Source organism: Dongia sp. (assembly GCF_041905885.1).
In the GTDB taxonomy this organism is placed as follows: Bacteria; Pseudomonadota; Alphaproteobacteria; order Dongiales; family Dongiaceae; genus Dongia.
Genome location: NZ_JAYRKD010000015.1, coordinates 86,078 through 103,557, shown reverse-complemented (window position 1 = coordinate 103,557; position 17,480 = coordinate 86,078). Strand labels below are relative to the sequence as shown.

Genomic DNA, 17,480 nt, shown 5'->3' with positions numbered 1-17,480 from the left:
GAGGGGCGCGCGACGCTAGCCCTGCTCGGCCTTGGCCGCGCCCGCCGCCAGCATCGCCTCGCCGATCGCCACGTCGCCGCGGCGCTTCAGGGTCTCGCCGGCCTCGAGGATGTCGCGGGTCTCCTTGTTCTGGCTGAGCTTCAGCTTGCCGACCAGCCGGGTGATCTCGACCTCGATGCCGACGATGTTTTTCACCATCATGTCGATGAAGTCCCGGGGGCTGTCGCTCATCTTCCAGGGATTGGCCTGTGGCGACTCATGCGTCTTGGTGAGGCGTGCGATCACCTTGCGCACATAGCGCTCGTCGTCGCGGATCGTGGCGCGGCCGTGCACATGCGCGACCCGGTAGTTCCAGGTCGGCACCTGCTTCTTGAACTCCCGTTTGCTCGGATACCAGTTCGGCGAGATATAGGCGTCCGCCGCCCGGAACACGACCAGCACCTCATCGCCGCTGGCGATGTCCTGCCAGACCGGGTTGGCGCGCGCGACATGGCAATGCAGGACGCCGGCGCGCCCCTCATCCCGGCTGAGGTGGAACGGCAGATGGTTGGCATCCATGCCGCTCTTGCCGTTGGTGAACAGGATGCCGAGCGGCGCCTTCTCGATCAGCGCGTGCAGCACCTCGGCCCGGGGTTCGTCGAAATGCGCGGGTACATACATGGTCGATTCCTTCGGCGTCGGGCATAGGGGCGCGATTCCAGCATGCTTTCGCGCGGCATTGACAGGCCCTGGAAATTGATACTTATATTGACTGATGAGGTCAATATAATGACTAACGCGAAACCCAACCAGCCTGAGACCGGCGACGCGATGAATGAGGCGATCGCGCGCCGGGTCGCGTCGCTCCGGAAGAGCAACCAGCTGACTTTCGACGCGCTCGCGGCGCGCAGCGACATCAGCAAGGGCATGCTGGTGCAGATCGAGCAGGGCCGCGCCAATCCCAGCATCTCGACCCTGTGCAAGCTGGCGGCGGCCTTGCGCGTCTCGGTCGCCGACCTGGTGGACGGCGGCGACCATCCGCACCGCGCGGTCCGGATCGTGGCACCGGGCAGCGCGCCGGTTCTCTGGCAGGGGTCGAAGGGCGGCGCGGCGACCCTGCTGGTGGGGTCGGAAGGTCCGGACATGCTGGAGCTCTGGGAGTGGAGCATGCTGCCCGGCGAGAAATTCGAATCGCGCCCGCATCCCGCGGGCACGCAGGAGCTGCTGAACGTGATCGAGGGCACGCTCGCGCTGGAGATCGACGGCCAAGTCCACCTGGTCGGCGCCGGAGCGGCGGCCTCGGCGCGGACCGACTGCGCCCATTCCTATGCCTGCCACGGCAAGAAGAAGCTCCGCTTCGCGATGGTGGTCTACGAGAACGCGGCAAAAGCCTGAAGCCCCGAGAAAGCCTGAAGCCGAGCCGATATGTATCCCCTCAGCATCTCCATCGTGATCCTGTCGCAGGTCCTCTATCACATCGCCCTCAAAGCGGTGCCGTCGGGCAACCGGCCTTTCCTGCTGCTGGCGATCGTCTACGCGATGGCCACGCTTTCCTGCGTCGGCCTCTCCGTGGTCGGCGCGAAGCCGATGACGACCGCCGACCTGAAGCCGTTGCTCAGCTGGCCGACCCTGCTGCTGGCGGCCTCGGTGGTCGGCATCGAGATCGGCTATCTCCTGGCCTACCGGCACGGCTGGTCGGTGGGGACCGCCTTCAGCGTGGCCAGCACCTCGACCGTGATCCTGCTGGCGGTCCTCGGCCTGCTGCTGTTCAGCGAAAGCCTCAACGGTTGGCAGCTCGCCGGCTTGGCGCTGGCATTGGCGGGCGCCGGGCTGGTGGTGATCAAGCGATGACAGGGACATTCGAAATGATGGCATCCATCGACCCGCGCATCGCCGCGCTGGCGCCGGATTTCCGCGCCATGAGCATTGTCATGGAGACCGGCGCGCCGGTCAGCGGCGCGGCGGCGGAAGCGGCGCTTGCGGAGGCCTATCGTGCCGCGGCCGGGGGCGAGCCGGCTTGGGCCCAGCCGCACCTCGCCGCCTGGGCGCAGGTCTTCCAGAAGTTCGGCGCCAAGCCGCAGCGCACGCCCTGCTCGGCCGAAGCGCTGCGCAAGCGCTTCCTGCGCGACGGCGCGCTGCCGCGGGTCAACCCGGTGGTCGACCTCTATAACGCGATCAGCCTGCGCTATGCCGTGCCGGTCGGCGGCGAGAATCTCGACGCCTATGCCGGGCTACCGCGGCTGACCATCGCCGACGGGTCGGAACTCTTCGACACGATGAAGGACGGCAACCCGGCGATCGAAGCACCGGAACCCGGCGAGGTGGTCTGGCGCGACGACAACGGCGTCACCTGCCGGCGCTGGAACTGGCGGCAAGGCGTGCGCACGCGGCTGAACGGGGATGCGCGCCGGATGTGGTTCATCCTGGAGAGCCTCGCCCCGATGCCGCTCGAGGCGCTGCAAGAGGCGAGCGACCGGCTGGTCGCCGGCTTGCAGGAGATGTCACCGCAGGCGCGGATCGAGGCGCAGCTCATCACGGCAGCCTGATACTCAAGCTTCCGGGCAGATCGCGAAGACGCGCGCCGGGAAGCCGGAGCCCTTCTCGGCCTTGGGCCAGGTGGCGACGATCAAGGCACCCGCCTCCGGCACCTGATCGAGATTGGCCAGCATCTCGATCTGCCAGCAGTTCCGCCCCAGCACGTAGCGTTCCAGCCCATAGTCGCCGCGGCTGGACGCGATGCCGGGATCGGTGTCGGTGGTCTCGTGGCCGCAGGCGCAGATCGCGCGTTCCTCGAACAACAGCTTCAGGACCGGCAGGGACCAGCCGGGGAAATGGCTGATGCCTTCCCGGTCGGCGTTCAGCATCCGCGCCTGGTCCGGCCAGCGCTTCGACCAGTCGCTGCGCAAGGCGACGAAGGCGCCTTCCGGGATCCTGCCGCAGCGTGCTTCCCAGGCCGCGACGTCGGAGAGCGTCACGCAGCTGTCGGGGTCGGTGGCGGCGCGCGCGGAGATATCCAGCACCACCAGGGGCAGCAGCATCTCCGCGACCGGGATCTCGTCCTGATAGCGGAGGCCGGCATGGTAGTGCACCGGCGGATCCACGTGCGTGCCCCATTGCCCGGCGAAGCGGTATTCATGGGTCATGAATCCGGCGCGCTGGCCGTCGATCAGGTCCTCGTGGTCGACGGTTTTCCTGAGCTCGGCCGGTCGGAAGCTCGGGTGATGCGGCGTCGTGGCGGAGAAGGTGTGGGTGAGATCGACCCAGCGCTGGCCGCGCAGCCGCTGCAGCAGCGACCATAGACCGATATCGGCGAGCGGCGATGCCGTGTTCATTCTGGCGCCCAGTGCTGTTACAACGATTCCGGCGCCACTCTAGGACAGCGGGGCGCGCCGAAGAAGCATCTTGGGGGAGAGGTCGCATGGAGATTTCGTTCAAAGGCAAGAAGGTGCTGGTCGCCGGCGGCAGCCGCGGCATCGGTCGCTCGATCGCCCTGGCCTTCGCCGCGAACGGCGCCGACGTGGCGATCTGCGCGCGGGGCGAAGCCGGCGTGCGCAAAGCCGAGGCCGAGCTGAAGCGGCATGGAGCCAAGGTCTTCGGCACGGCCTGCGATCTCGGCGACGAGAAGCAGGTGACCGCCATGGTGAACGCGGCCGCGGCGGCTTTGGGCGGGCTCGACGTGCTGGTCAACAACGCCTCCGGCCTGGGGCTGAAGGACGACGAGAGCGGCTGGCAGGCCAGCGTCAATGTCGACCTGCTCGGCACGGCGCGCGCGACGCGGACCGCGCTGCCCTATCTGGAGAAGTCGAAGGGCAGCAGCGTCATCAATATCTCCTCGATCTCGGGCCTGATGGCCTCGGCGCGTTCCGTCGCCTATGCCGCGGTCAAGGCGGCGCTCATCAACTACACGATGAGCCAGGGGCTGGCGCTGGCGCCGAAGCGGATCCGGGCCAACTGCATCGCCCCGGGCTCGATCGAATTTCCCGGCGGCCTCTGGGAAGACCGCAAGACGGCGGACCCCAAGCTCTATCAGAGCATCCTGGACGGCATTCCCTGGGACCGGCTCGGCGCGCCCGAGGAGATCGCCAATGTCGCGCTGTTCCTCGCCAGCGATCTCGCTGGCTGGATCACCGGGCAGACGATCGTGGTCGATGGCGGGCAGTCATTGACGTGAGGGATTGAGGCGCAGGCGGCCGCGATAGGCGATGACGCGCCCCAGCCCGACGCCCGAGACATCGACCGAGAAGCAATAGTCCTCGCCTTCCTGCCATTGCGCCGCCGCGACCCGGGGACCGAGTGCGCGGGGCAGCGGCATGCCGCAGAACCACCAGCGCTCGAATACCATGCGCAGGCCCTGCGCGTCGGTGTCGAGGCGGAAGCCATAGGCCAACGGTCCGACGCATTCGCGCATCGCGCCGGCCCTGCCGGGCCAGGGCTTCAGATGGCTTCTGAAGGTGCTGGTCGGGAAGATGCGGCGCCAGATCTCGCCGTCACCGCGCGGCTCGAACGCGACGGTGAGCGGCAGGTTCTCGGCGTCCGGCGGAAAGCCGAGCACCCGGCCCATCAAAGCCGCGATCGGATGCGTGCCGCGGGTGACAGTGACCGTGCCGGAGACGCTGCGCTCCAGCGGATCATCGTGCAGTTCGCGGATGGCTTGCGGCAGGATATCGACCGCGGCGCCGAGCCAGCGGCGGAACGGCGAAGGCGGCAGGCGCTCCACCTCGCTGGCATCCTCGATCTTGAAGGCGGCGAAGGCGGCGCGGAAATCCGCAAGGGTTAGCACATCGATTCCGGGCCGCGCGCCGGACGCGATCTCGCCGCGGTCGAGCTGCTCGGTCAGCAAAGCGGAAGCGAGCGCCGGGACCCAGAGGCCATCGCCGTCCTCGGCGAGGATGTTCCAGCGGCGGCGCTCCCAGGCCTCGCCGTTGCGACCGGCGACCGTCACCAGCATGCCCGAACGCGCGCTGCCGAAGCCACGCAACAGGCCGAAGGCGCTGCCGGCGAGCGCGGTGAAAGGCGACAGCGATTTCAAGAGGCGCGCCGAAACCAGCCGAGCCAGAACGCCGGCGCTGCGGTTGAGGATCGCCAGCTCCGTGCCGGCGCGGAAGATCACCTTGCGGAGGCTTGGATAGCGCGCCGGCAGCAGCTCCAGATCCGGCACTTCGCAGGCGGCCACGATCCGGCGCAGCGGCGCGTGGCCGGGCACGGCGATCGCGACCGGATGCCAGTCCTGCAGGCCGGCGATCTCCCGCCAGGCGCCGAAGCGGCGGACGCGGATCGGCTGGCCGGCATAGGAGAGCAAGGCCGCATGCACCGAGCGGCCGAGGGTCGCCTGGTTGCTGGAGCTGATCGCGATCTCGACTTCGAGGGGATCGAGGCTTCGGGTGAGTTCGGCGATCACGGCGGAAGACAAGGTCGGCACGCTGCTGGCGCCGGCGATCACGGTGAGGCCGCGGGTCCTGGCCTCGGCATCGAAGCGGCCGATCCCGCGGACAAAGCCCAGCGCGTCGGCGATGTCGATGTAATGCGCACCCGCATCCAGCGCGGCGCGCACAACCGGATAGTCTAGTGCCCGGTCGCCCTGGAACGGACCGGAGGCGTCGATCACCAGCCAAAGCTCCAGAGACTTCAGCTTGACCGCCGTGATCGCCTCGCGGTCGAGCGCGATGGCCGACACGTTCGCATCGCCGAGCGATTGCGCCAGGGCTTGCGCCTTCTCCTGCGATCGCCCGGCGACCAGCAGCGACCAGCGTTTGCGCTTGGCCAGCAGGCGCGCGATGCGGCTGCCGAAGGTGCCATAACCGCCGAGGATCAGGATGCGCCGCATGCTCAATCGAGGAACCGGGAAGCCAGCGCGGGCGTCGGGAGATAGCAGGCCTCACGCTTGCCGAACCAGGCATAGCGGTTGCGGGCGATGCGAAGGTAGAGCCAATCGCGCAGCGGCCGCGGGATGACGTAGAGGATCGGCATCAGCCGCCACAGGCCGCCGAAGCGCCGCGCGATCTCGATGAAGGCATCGAGCTCGGTATAGACGCGGCCTTCGAGCACCAGCAGGTTCGAATCCCAATCTCCACTCTTCAAGCCCAGGCGCGCATAGAGCGCCTCGCCGCGCGGCGACTGGGCGGGCAGGAACTGGAACAGCGCTTCGCGGTCCCAACGGATCACGAAATGCACGAAGCCGGTGCAGAGATGGCAGATGCCGTCGAACACGATCAGCGGCTTCCTGAGATCGGAAAGATGCGCCGCCGCCAGATCCTCAGCCGAGACCGGGCGCGGCGGCGGCATGGTCAGCCGCGTCTGAGGACGAGATAGCCGCGGGGGCTGCCGCTGATCGGCGAGATCGGCACCATGCCCTTCAAGAGGCGCATCCGATCGACCCAATAGGGCTCGTAATCCGCCTTCCAGACGTCGAGCAGGAGGACGCGATCGGTCGCCGCGTCATAGGCGCCGATCGGCGAGAAATGGCCGATGTCCCACTGGTCGCCATAGGTGGTGGCGAGATGATAGTTGCCGCCGATCAGCCGGTCGCCGGCCTGCTCCATCGCCACCAGATGGGCGCGGAATGCCGCGCCGGTCGCGGCATCGTCTGCGGTGACGGTGCAATGCTCGACCGACCAGCCGGAAAGGCCGTAGAGCGCCACGGCGCGCTCCAGCTTGTCGCGCAGCTCGGCGAGAGAGGCGCCGCCGCCATCGGGCGGGGTGATGCCTTTCTCCCATTCCGCATCACCCATCCGCTCCAGCAAGCCGCGCTCGCTGACGAACTGGCCGATCCGGGCGTGGCCGTCCATGGCACGGGCGCCGTTCAGGAGCATGGTTGCCGTGGCCAGCGAGCAGGAGCAGTCGGTGTGCTGGTGCAGGAGATAGGGCGAGAGTGCCCAGTAGGCCGGCGCCGGATTGTCCTGGATATACGCGTGATCAAGCGAGAGCGGCGAGAGATGCGTGGTCTTGGCGTTGCTCAGCTCGTTCATGACTTCACACCTTCTGTCGGGCCTTCAAGGCCTGGATCAGCGTGCCGTCGTCGAGATAGTCCAATTCGCCGCCGACCGGGACGCCATGGGCGAGGCGCGAGATCGCGACGTCGAAATCATGCAGCCGGTCGGCGAGGTAGTGGCCGGTGGTCTGGCCATCGACCGTGGCGCCCAGGGCCAGGATCACCTCTTTGACATCGCCGGTTTCCACCCTTCGCAGCAGCGGGCCGATGCTGAGCTGCTCCGGGCCAACGCCGTCCAGCGCCGAGAGCACGCCGCCCAGCACATGATAGCGGCCCTTGAAGGCATTGGCGCGTTCGAGCGCCCAGAGATCGGCGACATCGGCAACCACGCAGACCGAAGCGGGATCGCGCCGCGGGTCGCGGCAGATCGCACAAGGGTCGGCATCGTCGAGATTGCCGCAGGTCGAGCAGGCGCGCACGGTGTCGGCGACCCGCTCCAGCGCGTCGATCAGCGGCAGCAGCATGGCATCGCGCCGCTTCATCAACGCGAGCGCCGCGCGTCGCCCGGAGCGGGGACCGAGCCCGGGCAACTTCGAGAGCAGCTGGATCAGCTTGTCGATCTCGGAGAGCGGCATCAGAACGGCAGCTTGAATCCGGCCGGGAGCGAGAGGCCGCCGGTCAGTTTGCCCATCTCCTCCTGGACCATCGCTTCGCCTTTCTGGCGCGCATCGCGCAGCGCGGCGACGATCAGGTCTTCCAGCACTTCGGCCTCGCTGGGATTGATCAGGGTCGGGTCGATCTTCACCTTCTTCGGATCGCCCTTGGCCGAGGTCACGATGGTCACCATGCCGCCGCCGGACTGGCCGGTGACTTCAGCCTGATCCAGCGCCGCCTGCAGTTCGGCCATCTTGGCCTGCATCTGCTGCGCCTGCTTCATCATCTGGCCGAGATTCTTCATTGATCTTCCTCAGGTAATGGCGCCGCCTCTTCTTCAGCGGCGGATTCTTCGGTCACTTTGAGATCGCGCACCGCGTCGATCGTGGCGCCGGGGAAGGCGTCGAGCACCGCTTTCACCAACGGATGCTCGGCGGCGCGGCGGCGGAGCTCGGCCTCCACGGCCTGGGCCTGCTCCTTCAGGGTCGGCGCGCCGAGATCGCCGGAGACGCTGATCAGCCAGCGGGCGCCGGTCCATTTCAGCAGGCAGGCGGCAACACGATTCGGCAGATCCGCCGGCGCCTTCGGGGTCGGCCGCAATTCGATCCGCCCGGCCTCGAAACGCACCAGATGCACATCGTTGATGAGATGGGTGAGAAGGATGCCTTCCTTCTTCTCCTTGAAGAGCTCGACCATCGCATCGAAGGTCTCGATCTTCGGCAAAGCGGCCTGTACCGGCGCCGGCTGCGCGGCCGGATCGCGCGCCACCGCCTGGGTCGAGATCGCGCTGGTGACGGGACCACCATAGTTGGTCGGACCGTTCGACGGGCCGCGCGGCGAAGGCGTCGGCGCCGGCGCGGATGCAGCTCCCTGGCCGGCGAGATGCTTCACCAGATCGCCGGGCGTCGGCAGGTCAGCGACATGCATCAGGCGGATGAGGGCCATCTCGACCGCGGCCAAAGGCTGCGGCGCATATTGCGCCTCGCCGAGCCCTTTCAAAAGCATCTGCCAGGTCCGCGCCAGAACCGGGAGCGAGAGGTCCTTCGCCAGCGCGCCGCCGCGCTTGCGCTCGGCCTCCGGCACGGCCGGCTGGTTCAGCACCTCCGGCGTCAGCTTGCAGCGGGTCAGCCAGTGGGTGAGGTCGAGCAGGTCCTGCAGCACGACGATCGGGTCGGCGCCGGCCTCGTACATGCGGCGGAGCTGGCCCAGCGCTTCCGCGGCCTTGCCCGCCATCACGGATTCGTAGAGCTCGAAGAGCTGGGTGCGGTCGGCGATGCCGAGCATCGCGCGGACCTGCTCCTCGCTCACCTCCTGGCCCGGCTCGGCGAGGGTGATCGCCTGGTCGAGCAGGGAGAGACCGTCGCGCGCCGAGCCGTCGGCGGCCCGGGCGATCAGCGCGAGTGCGGTCGAGGCAAGCTTCGCGCCTTCTGACGCGGCGATCGAACCCAGATGCTGCGCCAGCTTGTCGGCCTCGATGCGGCGGAGGTCGAAGCGCTGACAGCGCGAGAGCACCGTCACCGGCACCTTGCGGATCTCGGTGGTGGCGAAGATGAACTTCACATGCTCGGGCGGCTCTTCGAGGGTCTTCAAGAGCGCGTTGAAGGCGCTCGACGAGAGCATGTGGACTTCGTCGATGATGTAGATCTTGAACCGCGCGCTGACCGGGCGGTAGCGCACGCCTTCGATCAATTCGCGGATGTCGTTGACGCCGGTGCGGCTTGCCGCGTCCATCTCGATGACGTCGACGTGACGGTCCTCGGCGATGGCGGTGCAATGCTCGCACTGGCCGCAGGGGCTGGCGGTGGGACCGGCCTTGCCGTCGGGACCGATGCAGTTGAAGGCGCGCGCCAGGATGCGGGCGGTGGTGGTCTTGCCGACGCCGCGCACGCCGGTCAGCATGAAGGCATGCGCGAGCCGCCCCTGCGCGATCGCATTGGTCAGGGTGCGGACCAGCGCCTCCTGGCCGATCAGGCCGGCGAAGTCGCTCGGCCGGTATTTGCGCGCCAGCACCCGGTAGGGGGCGGAGGCTGCCGCAGAATCGCGAGGCGCACTGTCATTGGGCATGGACCCTTGGTAGCGAATCCCGGGGCGCAAGGGAAGCGCGCGGATAGTCGCGTGGAGTCAGTGGGTTACGATATGCGGGGAAAGGTGGGAGGCTGGACAACGACCCGAGCGGAAACTCGTTACGGCTGCTTCCTTCCGGACCTGACCGGGTTGGCGAGACGCCCGTCCATCGCCAACCTCCCGGGGCACTATATCGGCGATCGGAAGGACAATAGCAACCCCTCGGCATCCCCCGCTTGGCGGCCATTCCGTCGCAGAAAACGGCTAGTCGCTGACCTCGGAACCGGCCGCGCGGCTGGCCTGCGGGTCGCTGAGCAGGTTCTGCTGGATCAGGGAACCGTCGCTGCCACGCTGGCGCGCCGAGACCAGGTTGCCGGCGGGGTCGTACCAGACCTCGCGCTCGATCTCGCCGGTGACTGCGAAGTGGCGCGTCTCGACCCGGCCTTCCGGAAGATCCAGGGTCTCGGGCCCCTTGTCCTCGATGCTGACGGAGCGCAACTCGAGCGGCGAAGCCTCGATCATCTTCGCGCCCTTGAGGACGGCCATCTGGAACATCGTGCTGCTGACTTCGCAGCCGCACTCGAAATCGCGGTGCTGTCTTCCGATCTTTCCGGTCCAGCGGTCGCCTTCGCGCGTGATCTTGCCGGCGCGCAGTCCCTCGGGATCCTTGGTCTCCGCCGCGACCTCGATCAGGCGGTTGTCCTGGTAGATGTCGGTCAGGACCTGGTGCATGCGGTAGACGGTGATACCCAGCATCCGGACCGCTATCGCGCTTTCGGTCGTGACGATGAGCTTTTCGCCGTCCTGTTTCAGCGTGACGGTCTGGGTGCCGATCGGATCGCCGTCGCGCGTCACCTCGAAGACATAGGCCCCAAGCCGGCCGGGCCAGGCCGGCGCATCCTGCGCCGCGCCGATCCTGGCGCTCAGCAGCAGCAGGCCGCAGGCGGCCAGGAGGGCGAGCGATTTTCGCATGGATATTCCGCTGCTACGGCCGCTGCTGCAATTCCAGCCGCACGACGCTGCCGTCGGGCGAGTCGCTGCGCTGCCCAGCCACCAGCGTGCCGTTCGCGTCGTACCAGAGGTCGCGCTTCCATTCGCCGGTCAGCTGGTAGTGATGGGTCTCGATCCGGCCGACGGGCAAGGTCAGCGTCTCGACGCCGAGATCCTTCACCGTGACGTCCCGGACCTTGCCGCGCACCGTGTCGAGCACCTGGGTCTCGCCGAGCGCCGGTTTCTGCCAGAACAGGCTGGTCACCAGCGTCGGCTCGACCGCGCGGGCGCCGCCGTTATATTCGCCCTTCAGGAGATCGCCCTGCAGCGAAAGATTGACCTTGCGATCCTTGCCGTCGTCATCGGCTTCCGAAACCAGCGAGGTGATCTTGCCGTCCTGATGCACTTCCTCGACCTGCTGGTTGAAGGCATAGAGGGTCATGCCGAGCAGGGTCACGCTGAGCTCCATATGACTGAGCACGCGCAGCCGCTCCCCGTCATTGACGAACTCGATGCGCTGCTGCCCGACCGGCTCGCCTTCGCGAATGATCGTGTAGATATAGATGCCGGTGGGGGCGCCGTCGGCGCGCGCCGCGCGGCTGACCGGAATCGACAGCAACAGGCCCAAAAGGACAGCCCCCGCCGCACGCGCAATCCCCCCGCGTGAGAATGAGGCTTGCCGCGAGGTCGATTCGGTCACCATGATGGCGCTTCACGCATGTACGTACTCAGACTGTTCTCAAAACAGCCCTCAATGTAATGGCTAGACGTGTCAATTTCTACGCCACCGGAGAATTCAACCGGGCGGTGGAGCGCCGCGAGGACGTAGCCTGGATCCGGGAAAAGCTGGCCGATCCGGCCTCCCGCCTATATCCCATATGGCGACTGCGGAATTATGTGTCCGATCCGGAGGCGCCCCACGCCCTGGTGCTGGACCCGGAGCTCCGGGCCGCCTTCATCGAAGCGGCCCGGAACGTGGTACTGCTCGGCACCGAGCAGGAAACCGCCCACTTCCTGATTGATATCTCCCACCTCGACGAAGCCGAGGCGCTGGCGCTCGGACACGCGGTCGATCTCAGGGCGGTCGGCGCGCTGATGCCGCAGCGCGAAGGCGCGCTGCTCGCTTATGCGCGGGGGCTGACTTACTGGCACGACCGGCACAAGTTCTGCGGCGTCTGCGGATCGCCGACCGAGCCCAAATCCGCCGGGCACCAGCGGCAATGCACCAACCCGGATTGCAGCGTGGTGCAGTTCCCCCGCACCGACCCCGCGGTCATCATGCGGATCACCCATGGCGACAAGATCCTGATGGCGCGCCAGGCGGTCTGGCCGCAGGGCATGCATTCGATCCTGGCCGGCTTCGTCGAACCGGGCGAGAGCCTGGAGGACGCCGTCGCCCGCGAGGTCTATGAAGAGGTCGGCCTCCGGCTCACCCGGATCAGGTATTTCAGTTCCCAGCCCTGGCCGTTTCCCTCGTCGCTGATGCTCGGCTTCAGCGCCGAGGCGACCAGCGACCAGTTCAAGGTCGATGAGGACGAGCTCGAATCCGCGCGCTGGATGACGCGGCAGGACCTGCTGAACTCGCCCGAGGACGAGACCTTCAAGCTGCCGCGCAAGGATTCGATTTCGCGGCGGCTGATCGAAGACTGGCTGCGGCTGAAATTCTGACATGCCGGGCGCCGGGCTTCCCGAGGGCAAGCTGTTGGGACAGATGCTGCGCTTCGGGATCGTCGGCGGCATCGGTTTCCTGGTCGACGCGGGGGTTCTCACCGGGATGCTGACACTCCGCCTCGATCCTTACAGCGGCCGCGTGGTCTCCTTCCTCGCCGCCGCGACCGCGACCTGGATTCTCAACCGATCCTTCACCTTTCGCCGCGACAGTCCTTCCGACACGCATCCGGCGCCAGTCCATCCCATGGGCGAATGGCTGGCCTATCTCGGGCTGATGGTGATCGGGGGCCTGGTGAATTACGGAACCTATGCGGCGGCGGTGGCGCTCCTGGAGCCGGTGGCGAAGCATCCGGTGATCGGCGTCGCCCTGGGCTCGCTCGCCGGCATGGCGATCAACTTCTGGACCTCGAAGACCATGGTCTTCGAGCGCAAGGCGCGGCCGTGAGCGAAGCGGGATCGCAGCAGGCATCCTCCTCCCGCGCGGTAGGCTGGCTGCTGGTCGGCCTGTTCCTGGCCTTCGCCGTCGCCGAGCACCTCTTCTTCGCCTACAAGAACGGCGTGGTCTTGCGCGAGCACGGGCTCGGCGATACCGACAGCTACATGCGCGTGCTGCGCATCATGGATCTCTACAACGGCGGCGGCTGGTACGACACCGTGACCCAGAGGCTCGGCGCGCCGGAAGGCCTGTCGCTGCACTGGACCCGGCCGGTCGATGTCCTGATCCTGCTGCCGGCGCTGTTCGCCCATCTGTTCGGCGCACCGGTCGATCGCGCGGTCTATTGGATCGGCGCCTCCTTCTCCACCGCCGGCCACATCCTCGCCTCCTTCGCCGCGGCCTGGGCCGCCAAGCCGCTCTGGCCGAAGCCCGGCTATCGCTTCGCGGCGGTGATCCTGCTGACCAACGCCGCGGCCTTCGGCTACGGCATGTTCGGCCGCCCCGACCACCACACCCTGCTGCTGCTGCTCACCACCTTGATGCTGGGCGCGATACTGCGCGCGGCGCTGGCGGGAACCGAGCCGTCGCAGCAACGACGCTGGGCGGCAATCGCGGGTCTTTGTGCCGGATTCGGCGTCTGGGTCAGCCCGGAGATGATGGTGCCGATCGTCCCGGTCATCGTGACGCTGGGCCTGTTCTGGCTGGACGCGCCGCTCGACCAACGCCGGCTGGCCGGTCAGCCCGCGCGCGACTGGGCGGCGCTGGGCAGCGCCTTCTCGCTGGCGATGGGCGCGGTCATCCTGCTCGCGATCCCGATCGAGCATCCGCCCTCGCAATGGCTGACGCCCGAATACGACAAGGTCTCGATCCCCTACCTGGTCCTGCCGTTGCTCTGGGCCGCGGTGTTCCTGGCGGCGCAACGGGTGCGCGGCGGCGTGCTGCTGCGCGGCCTGGCCGGGGCGGGATTGGGCGTCATCGGCCTCGCGGCGCTGCTGCTGCTCTATCCGGATCTGCTGCTCGGACCCTTGAGCGTCGATCCGCGCCTCAAAGCCGACTTCCTCGACACCGTCAACGAGATGCAGCCGCTCTGGCCGACCAGCATCGGCCGGCTGCGCAATTTCCTGCCGCTGGCCGGGCAATCGGTGACGGCGATCGTGCTGCTGCCGTTCGCTTTCCGGGCCTGGAACCGGACCAGCCACGGCGGCAACCGCTGGGCGGCGTTGCTGCTGGTCATGGCCTTCGGCTTCATGCTGATCGGCGCGCTGATGCATGCCAGGCTCGGCGTCGAGCTGGCGCCGACCGTTGCGATCATCTGCGCCGGCTTCTTCTTTCTCGCCGAGCAGAAGCTCGCGGGCAGATCACGCCTGCTGCGCACGCCGGTCCTGGTGCTGGTCGCGGTCGGGCTGACCTGCGGGCCGCTGTTCACCGCGCAGCTGCTGCCCTCGGGACCCGCCGGCGGCGGCTGCCCCACGCCGATGCTGGCGGAATGGCTGAACAGCGCGCGGCCCGGCAAGTGGGCGGCGGACGGCCAAGCGCCGATCGTGATGACCGACGACATTTCCTACGCGCCGGAGCTCGCCTTCCGCACGCCCTATCGCTTCGTCGCCGGGCCTTATCACCGCAACCCGCAGGCGATCTTCGACACCGCCGATGCGATGCGCGACCCAAGCGGCGAGACGGCGCGGGCCATCCTGGAGAAGCGCCAGGTCTCGCTGGTGATCCGCTGCATCGACGTGGTGATTCCGCGGCTGCATACGCCGGACCACTTCAACTTCTATGCCGATCTCGGCCGCGCGCATGTGCCGGCCTGGCTGACCCGCATCGAGCTGCCGATCGATCTCTCGCCGCATTACCGGATCTACGAAGTGAACGGGCGCTGAGGCCCGACCTTACTTCGGGTTATGCCGGAAGGGATCGGCGGGATAGACGCCGAGGATGCGGACTTCGCGCGAAAAGAACGACAGCTCCTCCAGCGCCAGCTTCACCGAGCGCTGGTCGGGATGGCCTTCGATATCGGCGTAGAACTGCGCGTTGGTGAAGGCGCCGTCGAGGATGTAGCTTTCGAGCTTGGTGATGTTGATGCCGTTGGTGGCGAAGCCGCCCAGGGCCTTGTAGAGCGCGGCAGGCACCGAGCGCACCTTGAAGACGAAGCTGGTGACGACCGTGCCCTTGGCCGGGTCCGGATCGATCGGCTCGCGCGACATCACCACGAAGCGCGTGGTGTTGTGCTCGGCATCCTCCATGTCGGACTTCAGGATATCGAGACCGTAGATCTCCGCCGCCAGCGACGAGGCGATCGCGCCGATCGACCTGTCGCCGAGCTCGGCGATCTCCGCCGCGGAGCCCGCGGTGTCGGGGCGGATGATCGGCGTCAGATTCATGTTGCGGAGCGTGTTGCGGCATTGCGCCAGCGCCTGCACATGGCTGCGCACCGTCTTCAGGTCCTTCAGGCTCGCGCCCTTCACCGCCATCAGCTGGTGATTCACCCGCTGGAACTTCTCGGCGATGATGTGGAGGCCGGATTCCGGCATCAGGTGGTGGATGTCGGCCACCCTTCCGGCAACCGAGTTCTCGATCGGCACCATCGCGAGCGATGCCTTGCCGTCGCGCACCGCGGCGAACATGTCCTCGAAGCTCTCGCAGGGCAGCGTCTGCATCTCGGGATAGGCGCCGCGGCAGGCGAGATTCGAATAGGCGCCGGGACGGCCCTGGAAGGCGATGACGTTGTTCGCGGTCACGATCTTCTTCTCGAGTTTAGGCGCGAAGCGCGGCGCGGGCGCGCTCGAGTTCGGCCGGAGTATCGACACCGAGCGGAACAGTGTCAACGAGCGCCACGTCGATCCGCATGCCGGCCTCGAGCGCCCGCAGCTGCTCCAGCTTCTCGCGCTGCTCGAGCAGGCCCGGCGGCAGCGACACGAAACGCTCCAGCGCGGCGCGTCGATAGGCGTAGAGGCCGACATGGTGATAGTGCGGACCGGCATTGGCCGGCACGGTGGCGCGGCTGAAATAGAGCGTGCGGGCGATCGAGCGCCCTTGGTCCGGCGCCAGGGCGGCCACCGCCTTCACCACATTGGGGTCGTTGCGCTCGGCCTCGCGGGTGATCTCGACGCAGAGCGTCGCGATATCCACGTTCGGATTGGCGAGCGGCTCCAGGGCGCGGCGGACAATCTTCGGGTCGAGGGTCGGGAGGTCGCCCTGGACGTTGACGATGACGTCGAAGCGCTTTTCCGGATCGATCTCGCCCAGGGCCTCGAAGATGCGGTCCGAGCCCGAAGGATGGTCCGGGCGGGTCAGCACCGCCTCGCCGCCCGCGGCCTTCACCGCGGCGCAGATCTCGGGCTCGGCGGCGGCGACATAGACCGGGCCGATCCCCGCCTCCTTGGCCCGTTGCCAGACATGGACGATCATCGGCTTGCCCGCGATGTCGGCCAGGGGCTTGTCCGGGAGACGCGTGGACGCGAGGCGGGCGGGGATCAGGACCACCGGGTTCATCGGGCGGATCATCTCGGCTTTTGGGTGGAAAAGCCCGCGACATTATGACGCTCGAAAGGGAAAGACCAGCCCGGAAACCGAGCGGAAATGCCAGCCGCAAAGGGCATTTACCGGCCCCACGGGCAGTTGGACAGGGCGGGCGGAACTCGCTAAATTCCGCGCCGATTGCCGGGCCCGGTCCACCAGACCGCGCCCCGGTCCTGCCACGAGGGGTTGCCTGCATGTCTTTGGAAGCCAACAAGATCGCCGCCGCCATTCTGGTTGGCGGCATGCTGACGCTGAGCAGCGGACTGATCGCCAACATGATCTTCGAGGGCGGCGGCCATGAAGGCGGCGGCGAGCGTGCGGCCGGCGGCGAAGCGGCGGCCCCGGCCGGCGCGAAGCCGGCGGCGGTCGAGCCGATCAGCGGCCTGTTGGCCAGCGCCGACGTCGCGGCCGGCGAGAAGACCGCCGCCAAATGCGCGGCCTGCCACACTTTCGGGAAGGGCGAGCAGAACAAGGTCGGTCCGAACCTCTATGGCGTGGTCGGCGGCCCGACCGCGCATAAGGAAGACTTCAACTACGACGACGCGATCAAGAACCTGAAGACCACCTGGACCTACGAGAACCTCAACCATTTCATCGCCAGCCCGAAGGCCTTCGCGCCGGGCACCAAGATGAGCTTCCCCGGCCTGCCCAAGGCCCAGGACCGCGCCAACGTGATCGCCTTCCTGCGCAGCAAGGCCGACAGCCCGCTGGCCTTGCCGACGCCGGAAGAGATCAAGGCGGCGGAAGAGGCCGGCAAGTCGGCGGAAGCGCCGGCCGAAGGCGCCGCGCCCGCCGCCGAAGCGGCTGCTGCCGCGCAACCCGAGGCCGCGGCACCGGCCGAGCCTGCTGCCGCGCCGGCCGCCGCACCTGCGGCGGGCGCCGATGCCGTCGCGCTGATCGCTGCGGCCGATCCGGCCGCGGGCGAGAAGGTCGCCGCCAAGTGCAAGGCCTGCCATGACTTCAGCAAGGGCGGCCCGAACAAGGTCGGCCCCAATCTCTGGGGCGTGGTCGGCGGCCCGAGCGCGCATAAGGAAGACTTCAACTACGACGACGCGATCAAGAACCTGCACATCACCTGGGACTTCACGAATCTCGACAAGTTCATCGCCGGCCCGAAGAAGTTCGCGCCGGGCACCAAGATGGCGTTCCCGGGGCTGCCGAAGCCGCAGGACCGCGCCAACCTGCTGCGCTGGCTCAGGGACCAGAGCGACAGCCCGGTTCCGCTGCCGCAGTAAGATC

20 protein-coding genes and 1 other RNA gene are annotated in these 17,480 nt (G+C 67.7%); 8 read left to right on the top strand and 13 right to left on the bottom strand.

Features of this window, described 5'->3' with window-relative positions; all coding sequences use genetic code 11:
- Window positions 1-15: 15 nt before the first annotated feature.
- Entirely contained in the window at window positions 16-660 is a 645-nt protein-coding gene (locus ACH2CY_RS16300) for an FMN-binding negative transcriptional regulator (protein WP_395020365.1), read from the bottom strand.
- 108 nt (window positions 661-768) lie between these two features.
- On the opposite strand from ACH2CY_RS16300, the gene ACH2CY_RS16295 reads away from it, so the two are divergent.
- The 3 genes from ACH2CY_RS16295 to ACH2CY_RS16285 are packed head-to-tail and all read left to right on the top strand — an operon-like array spanning window position 769 to window position 2,525.
- Window positions 769-1,374 (top strand): helix-turn-helix domain-containing protein, encoded by a 606-nt coding sequence (locus ACH2CY_RS16295; RefSeq protein ID WP_395020364.1) that lies wholly within the window; start codon window positions 769-771, stop codon window positions 1,372-1,374.
- A gap of 30 nt (window positions 1,375-1,404) precedes the next feature.
- Window positions 1,405-1,830, top strand: a complete 426-nt coding sequence (locus ACH2CY_RS16290) for a hypothetical protein (RefSeq protein WP_395020363.1) — start codon at window positions 1,405-1,407, stop codon at window positions 1,828-1,830.
- A 14-nt stretch (window positions 1,831-1,844) separates the two neighbouring features.
- Window positions 1,845-2,525, top strand: a complete 681-nt coding sequence (locus tag ACH2CY_RS16285) for a B3/4 domain-containing protein (protein WP_395020362.1) — start codon at window positions 1,845-1,847, stop codon at window positions 2,523-2,525.
- 3 nt (window positions 2,526-2,528) lie between these two features.
- Here the strand turns inward: ACH2CY_RS16285 and ACH2CY_RS16280 are convergent, their stop codons facing one another.
- A complete protein-coding gene (locus ACH2CY_RS16280) occupies window positions 2,529-3,311 on the bottom strand; it encodes a cyclase family protein (protein WP_395020361.1) in 783 nt (260 codons plus the stop codon).
- A gap of 86 nt (window positions 3,312-3,397) precedes the next feature.
- Here ACH2CY_RS16280 and ACH2CY_RS16275 point away from each other — a divergent pair, with 86 nt between their 5' ends.
- Entirely contained in the window at window positions 3,398-4,150 is a 753-nt protein-coding gene (locus ACH2CY_RS16275; protein ID WP_395020360.1) for an SDR family NAD(P)-dependent oxidoreductase, read from the top strand.
- On the opposite strand, the gene ACH2CY_RS16270 is transcribed toward ACH2CY_RS16275, so the two are convergent.
- From ACH2CY_RS16270 to ACH2CY_RS16230, 9 genes are all read right to left on the bottom strand, one after another.
- Window positions 4,139-5,803: a DUF4166 domain-containing protein gene (locus tag ACH2CY_RS16270; protein ID WP_395020359.1), complete on the bottom strand. Its 1,665-nt coding sequence runs from the start codon at window positions 5,801-5,803 to the stop codon at window positions 4,139-4,141. The two genes, ACH2CY_RS16275 and ACH2CY_RS16270, sit on opposite strands and share 12 nt — an antisense overlap.
- A 2-nt stretch (window positions 5,804-5,805) precedes the next feature.
- Complete coding sequence (locus ACH2CY_RS16265; RefSeq protein WP_395020358.1) at window positions 5,806-6,261, bottom strand: thiol-disulfide oxidoreductase DCC family protein; 456 nt, start codon at window positions 6,259-6,261, stop codon at window positions 5,806-5,808.
- Between the two features lie 2 nt (window positions 6,262-6,263).
- Complete coding sequence (locus ACH2CY_RS16260) at window positions 6,264-6,944, bottom strand: phytochelatin synthase family protein (protein WP_395020357.1); 681 nt, start codon at window positions 6,942-6,944, stop codon at window positions 6,264-6,266.
- Between the two features lie 4 nt (window positions 6,945-6,948).
- Window positions 6,949-7,542 carry a recombination mediator RecR gene (gene recR / locus ACH2CY_RS16255; RefSeq protein ID WP_395020356.1) on the bottom strand — a complete coding sequence of 198 codons (594 nt, stop codon included), beginning with the start codon at window positions 7,540-7,542 and terminating at the stop codon, window positions 6,949-6,951.
- A complete protein-coding gene (locus tag ACH2CY_RS16250) occupies window positions 7,542-7,865 on the bottom strand; it encodes a YbaB/EbfC family nucleoid-associated protein (RefSeq protein ID WP_395020355.1) in 324 nt (107 codons plus the stop codon). Before ACH2CY_RS16250 ends, recR begins: the two co-directional genes overlap by 1 nt.
- Window positions 7,862-9,625 carry a DNA polymerase III subunit gamma/tau gene (locus tag ACH2CY_RS16245; protein WP_395020354.1) on the bottom strand — a complete coding sequence of 588 codons (1,764 nt, stop codon included), beginning with the start codon at window positions 9,623-9,625 and terminating at the stop codon, window positions 7,862-7,864. Before ACH2CY_RS16245 ends, ACH2CY_RS16250 begins: the two co-directional genes overlap by 4 nt.
- Before the next feature lie 83 nt (window positions 9,626-9,708).
- Window positions 9,709-9,807: signal recognition particle sRNA small type (gene ffs, locus ACH2CY_RS16240), an RNA gene on the bottom strand.
- Window positions 9,808-9,889: 82 nt separating this feature from the next.
- The gene (locus ACH2CY_RS16235; protein WP_395020353.1) at window positions 9,890-10,597 is read right to left on the bottom strand and encodes a DUF6134 family protein; all 708 of its coding nucleotides are present in this window, start codon (window positions 10,595-10,597) and stop codon (window positions 9,890-9,892) included.
- Window positions 10,598-10,610: 13 nt separating this feature from the next.
- Window positions 10,611-11,243, bottom strand: a complete 633-nt coding sequence (locus ACH2CY_RS16230) for a DUF6134 family protein (protein ID WP_395020352.1) — start codon at window positions 11,241-11,243, stop codon at window positions 10,611-10,613.
- 131 nt (window positions 11,244-11,374) lie between these two features.
- On the opposite strand from ACH2CY_RS16230, the gene nudC reads away from it, so the two are divergent.
- The 3 genes from nudC to ACH2CY_RS16215 are packed head-to-tail and all read left to right on the top strand — an operon-like array spanning window position 11,375 to window position 14,602.
- Window positions 11,375-12,283, top strand: a complete 909-nt coding sequence (nudC, locus tag ACH2CY_RS16225) for an NAD(+) diphosphatase (protein WP_395020351.1) — start codon at window positions 11,375-11,377, stop codon at window positions 12,281-12,283.
- Between the two features lies 1 nt (window position 12,284).
- Complete coding sequence (locus ACH2CY_RS16220) at window positions 12,285-12,731, top strand: GtrA family protein (RefSeq protein WP_395020350.1); 447 nt, start codon at window positions 12,285-12,287, stop codon at window positions 12,729-12,731.
- On the top strand, window positions 12,728-14,602 hold the full coding sequence (locus ACH2CY_RS16215) for a hypothetical protein (protein WP_395020349.1): 1,875 nt from the start codon (window positions 12,728-12,730) through the stop codon (window positions 14,600-14,602). Before ACH2CY_RS16220 ends, ACH2CY_RS16215 begins: the two co-directional genes overlap by 4 nt.
- Before the next feature lie 9 nt (window positions 14,603-14,611).
- Here ACH2CY_RS16215 and ACH2CY_RS16210 read toward each other — a convergent pair whose 3' ends face one another.
- Window positions 14,612-15,460 (bottom strand): prephenate dehydratase, encoded by an 849-nt coding sequence (locus ACH2CY_RS16210; protein WP_395020348.1) that lies wholly within the window; start codon window positions 15,458-15,460, stop codon window positions 14,612-14,614.
- Window positions 15,461-15,476: 16 nt separating this feature from the next.
- Entirely contained in the window at window positions 15,477-16,214 is a 738-nt protein-coding gene (locus tag ACH2CY_RS16205) for a 3-deoxy-manno-octulosonate cytidylyltransferase (RefSeq protein WP_395020347.1), read from the bottom strand.
- A gap of 221 nt (window positions 16,215-16,435) precedes the next feature.
- Here ACH2CY_RS16205 and ACH2CY_RS16200 point away from each other — a divergent pair, with 221 nt between their 5' ends.
- Window positions 16,436-17,476, top strand: coding sequence for a c-type cytochrome (locus ACH2CY_RS16200; RefSeq protein ID WP_395020346.1), 1,041 nt, complete (start codon window positions 16,436-16,438; stop codon window positions 17,474-17,476).
- Window positions 17,477-17,480: the final 4 nt, after the last annotated feature.

What these genes read in the sequence shown, in the direction of transcription:
- ACH2CY_RS16300 (WP_395020365.1), bottom strand. Translation starts at nt 660, where the DNA reads ATGTATGTACCCGCGCATTTCGACGAACCCCGGGCCGAGGTGCTGCAC.
- ACH2CY_RS16295 (WP_395020364.1), top strand. Translation starts at nt 769, where the DNA reads ATGACTAACGCGAAACCCAACCAGCCTGAGACCGGCGACGCGATGAAT.
- ACH2CY_RS16290 (WP_395020363.1), top strand. Translation starts at nt 1,405, where the DNA reads ATGTATCCCCTCAGCATCTCCATCGTGATCCTGTCGCAGGTCCTCTAT.
- ACH2CY_RS16285 (WP_395020362.1), top strand. Translation starts at nt 1,845, where the DNA reads ATGATGGCATCCATCGACCCGCGCATCGCCGCGCTGGCGCCGGATTTC.
- ACH2CY_RS16280 (WP_395020361.1), bottom strand. Translation starts at nt 3,311, where the DNA reads ATGAACACGGCATCGCCGCTCGCCGATATCGGTCTATGGTCGCTGCTG.
- ACH2CY_RS16275 (WP_395020360.1), top strand. Translation starts at nt 3,398, where the DNA reads ATGGAGATTTCGTTCAAAGGCAAGAAGGTGCTGGTCGCCGGCGGCAGC.
- ACH2CY_RS16270 (WP_395020359.1), bottom strand. Translation starts at nt 5,803, where the DNA reads ATGCGGCGCATCCTGATCCTCGGCGGTTATGGCACCTTCGGCAGCCGC.
- ACH2CY_RS16265 (WP_395020358.1), bottom strand. Translation starts at nt 6,261, where the DNA reads ATGCCGCCGCCGCGCCCGGTCTCGGCTGAGGATCTGGCGGCGGCGCAT.
- ACH2CY_RS16260 (WP_395020357.1), bottom strand. Translation starts at nt 6,944, where the DNA reads ATGAACGAGCTGAGCAACGCCAAGACCACGCATCTCTCGCCGCTCTCG.
- recR (WP_395020356.1), bottom strand. Translation starts at nt 7,542, where the DNA reads ATGCCGCTCTCCGAGATCGACAAGCTGATCCAGCTGCTCTCGAAGTTG.
- ACH2CY_RS16250 (WP_395020355.1), bottom strand. Translation starts at nt 7,865, where the DNA reads ATGAAGAATCTCGGCCAGATGATGAAGCAGGCGCAGCAGATGCAGGCC.
- ACH2CY_RS16245 (WP_395020354.1), bottom strand. Translation starts at nt 9,625, where the DNA reads ATGCCCAATGACAGTGCGCCTCGCGATTCTGCGGCAGCCTCCGCCCCC.
- ACH2CY_RS16235 (WP_395020353.1), bottom strand. Translation starts at nt 10,597, where the DNA reads ATGCGAAAATCGCTCGCCCTCCTGGCCGCCTGCGGCCTGCTGCTGCTG.
- nudC (WP_395020351.1), top strand. Translation starts at nt 11,375, where the DNA reads ATGGCTAGACGTGTCAATTTCTACGCCACCGGAGAATTCAACCGGGCG.
- ACH2CY_RS16220 (WP_395020350.1), top strand. Translation starts at nt 12,285, where the DNA reads ATGCCGGGCGCCGGGCTTCCCGAGGGCAAGCTGTTGGGACAGATGCTG.
- ACH2CY_RS16205 (WP_395020347.1), bottom strand. Translation starts at nt 16,214, where the DNA reads ATGAACCCGGTGGTCCTGATCCCCGCCCGCCTCGCGTCCACGCGTCTC.
- ACH2CY_RS16200 (WP_395020346.1), top strand. Translation starts at nt 16,436, where the DNA reads ATGTCTTTGGAAGCCAACAAGATCGCCGCCGCCATTCTGGTTGGCGGC.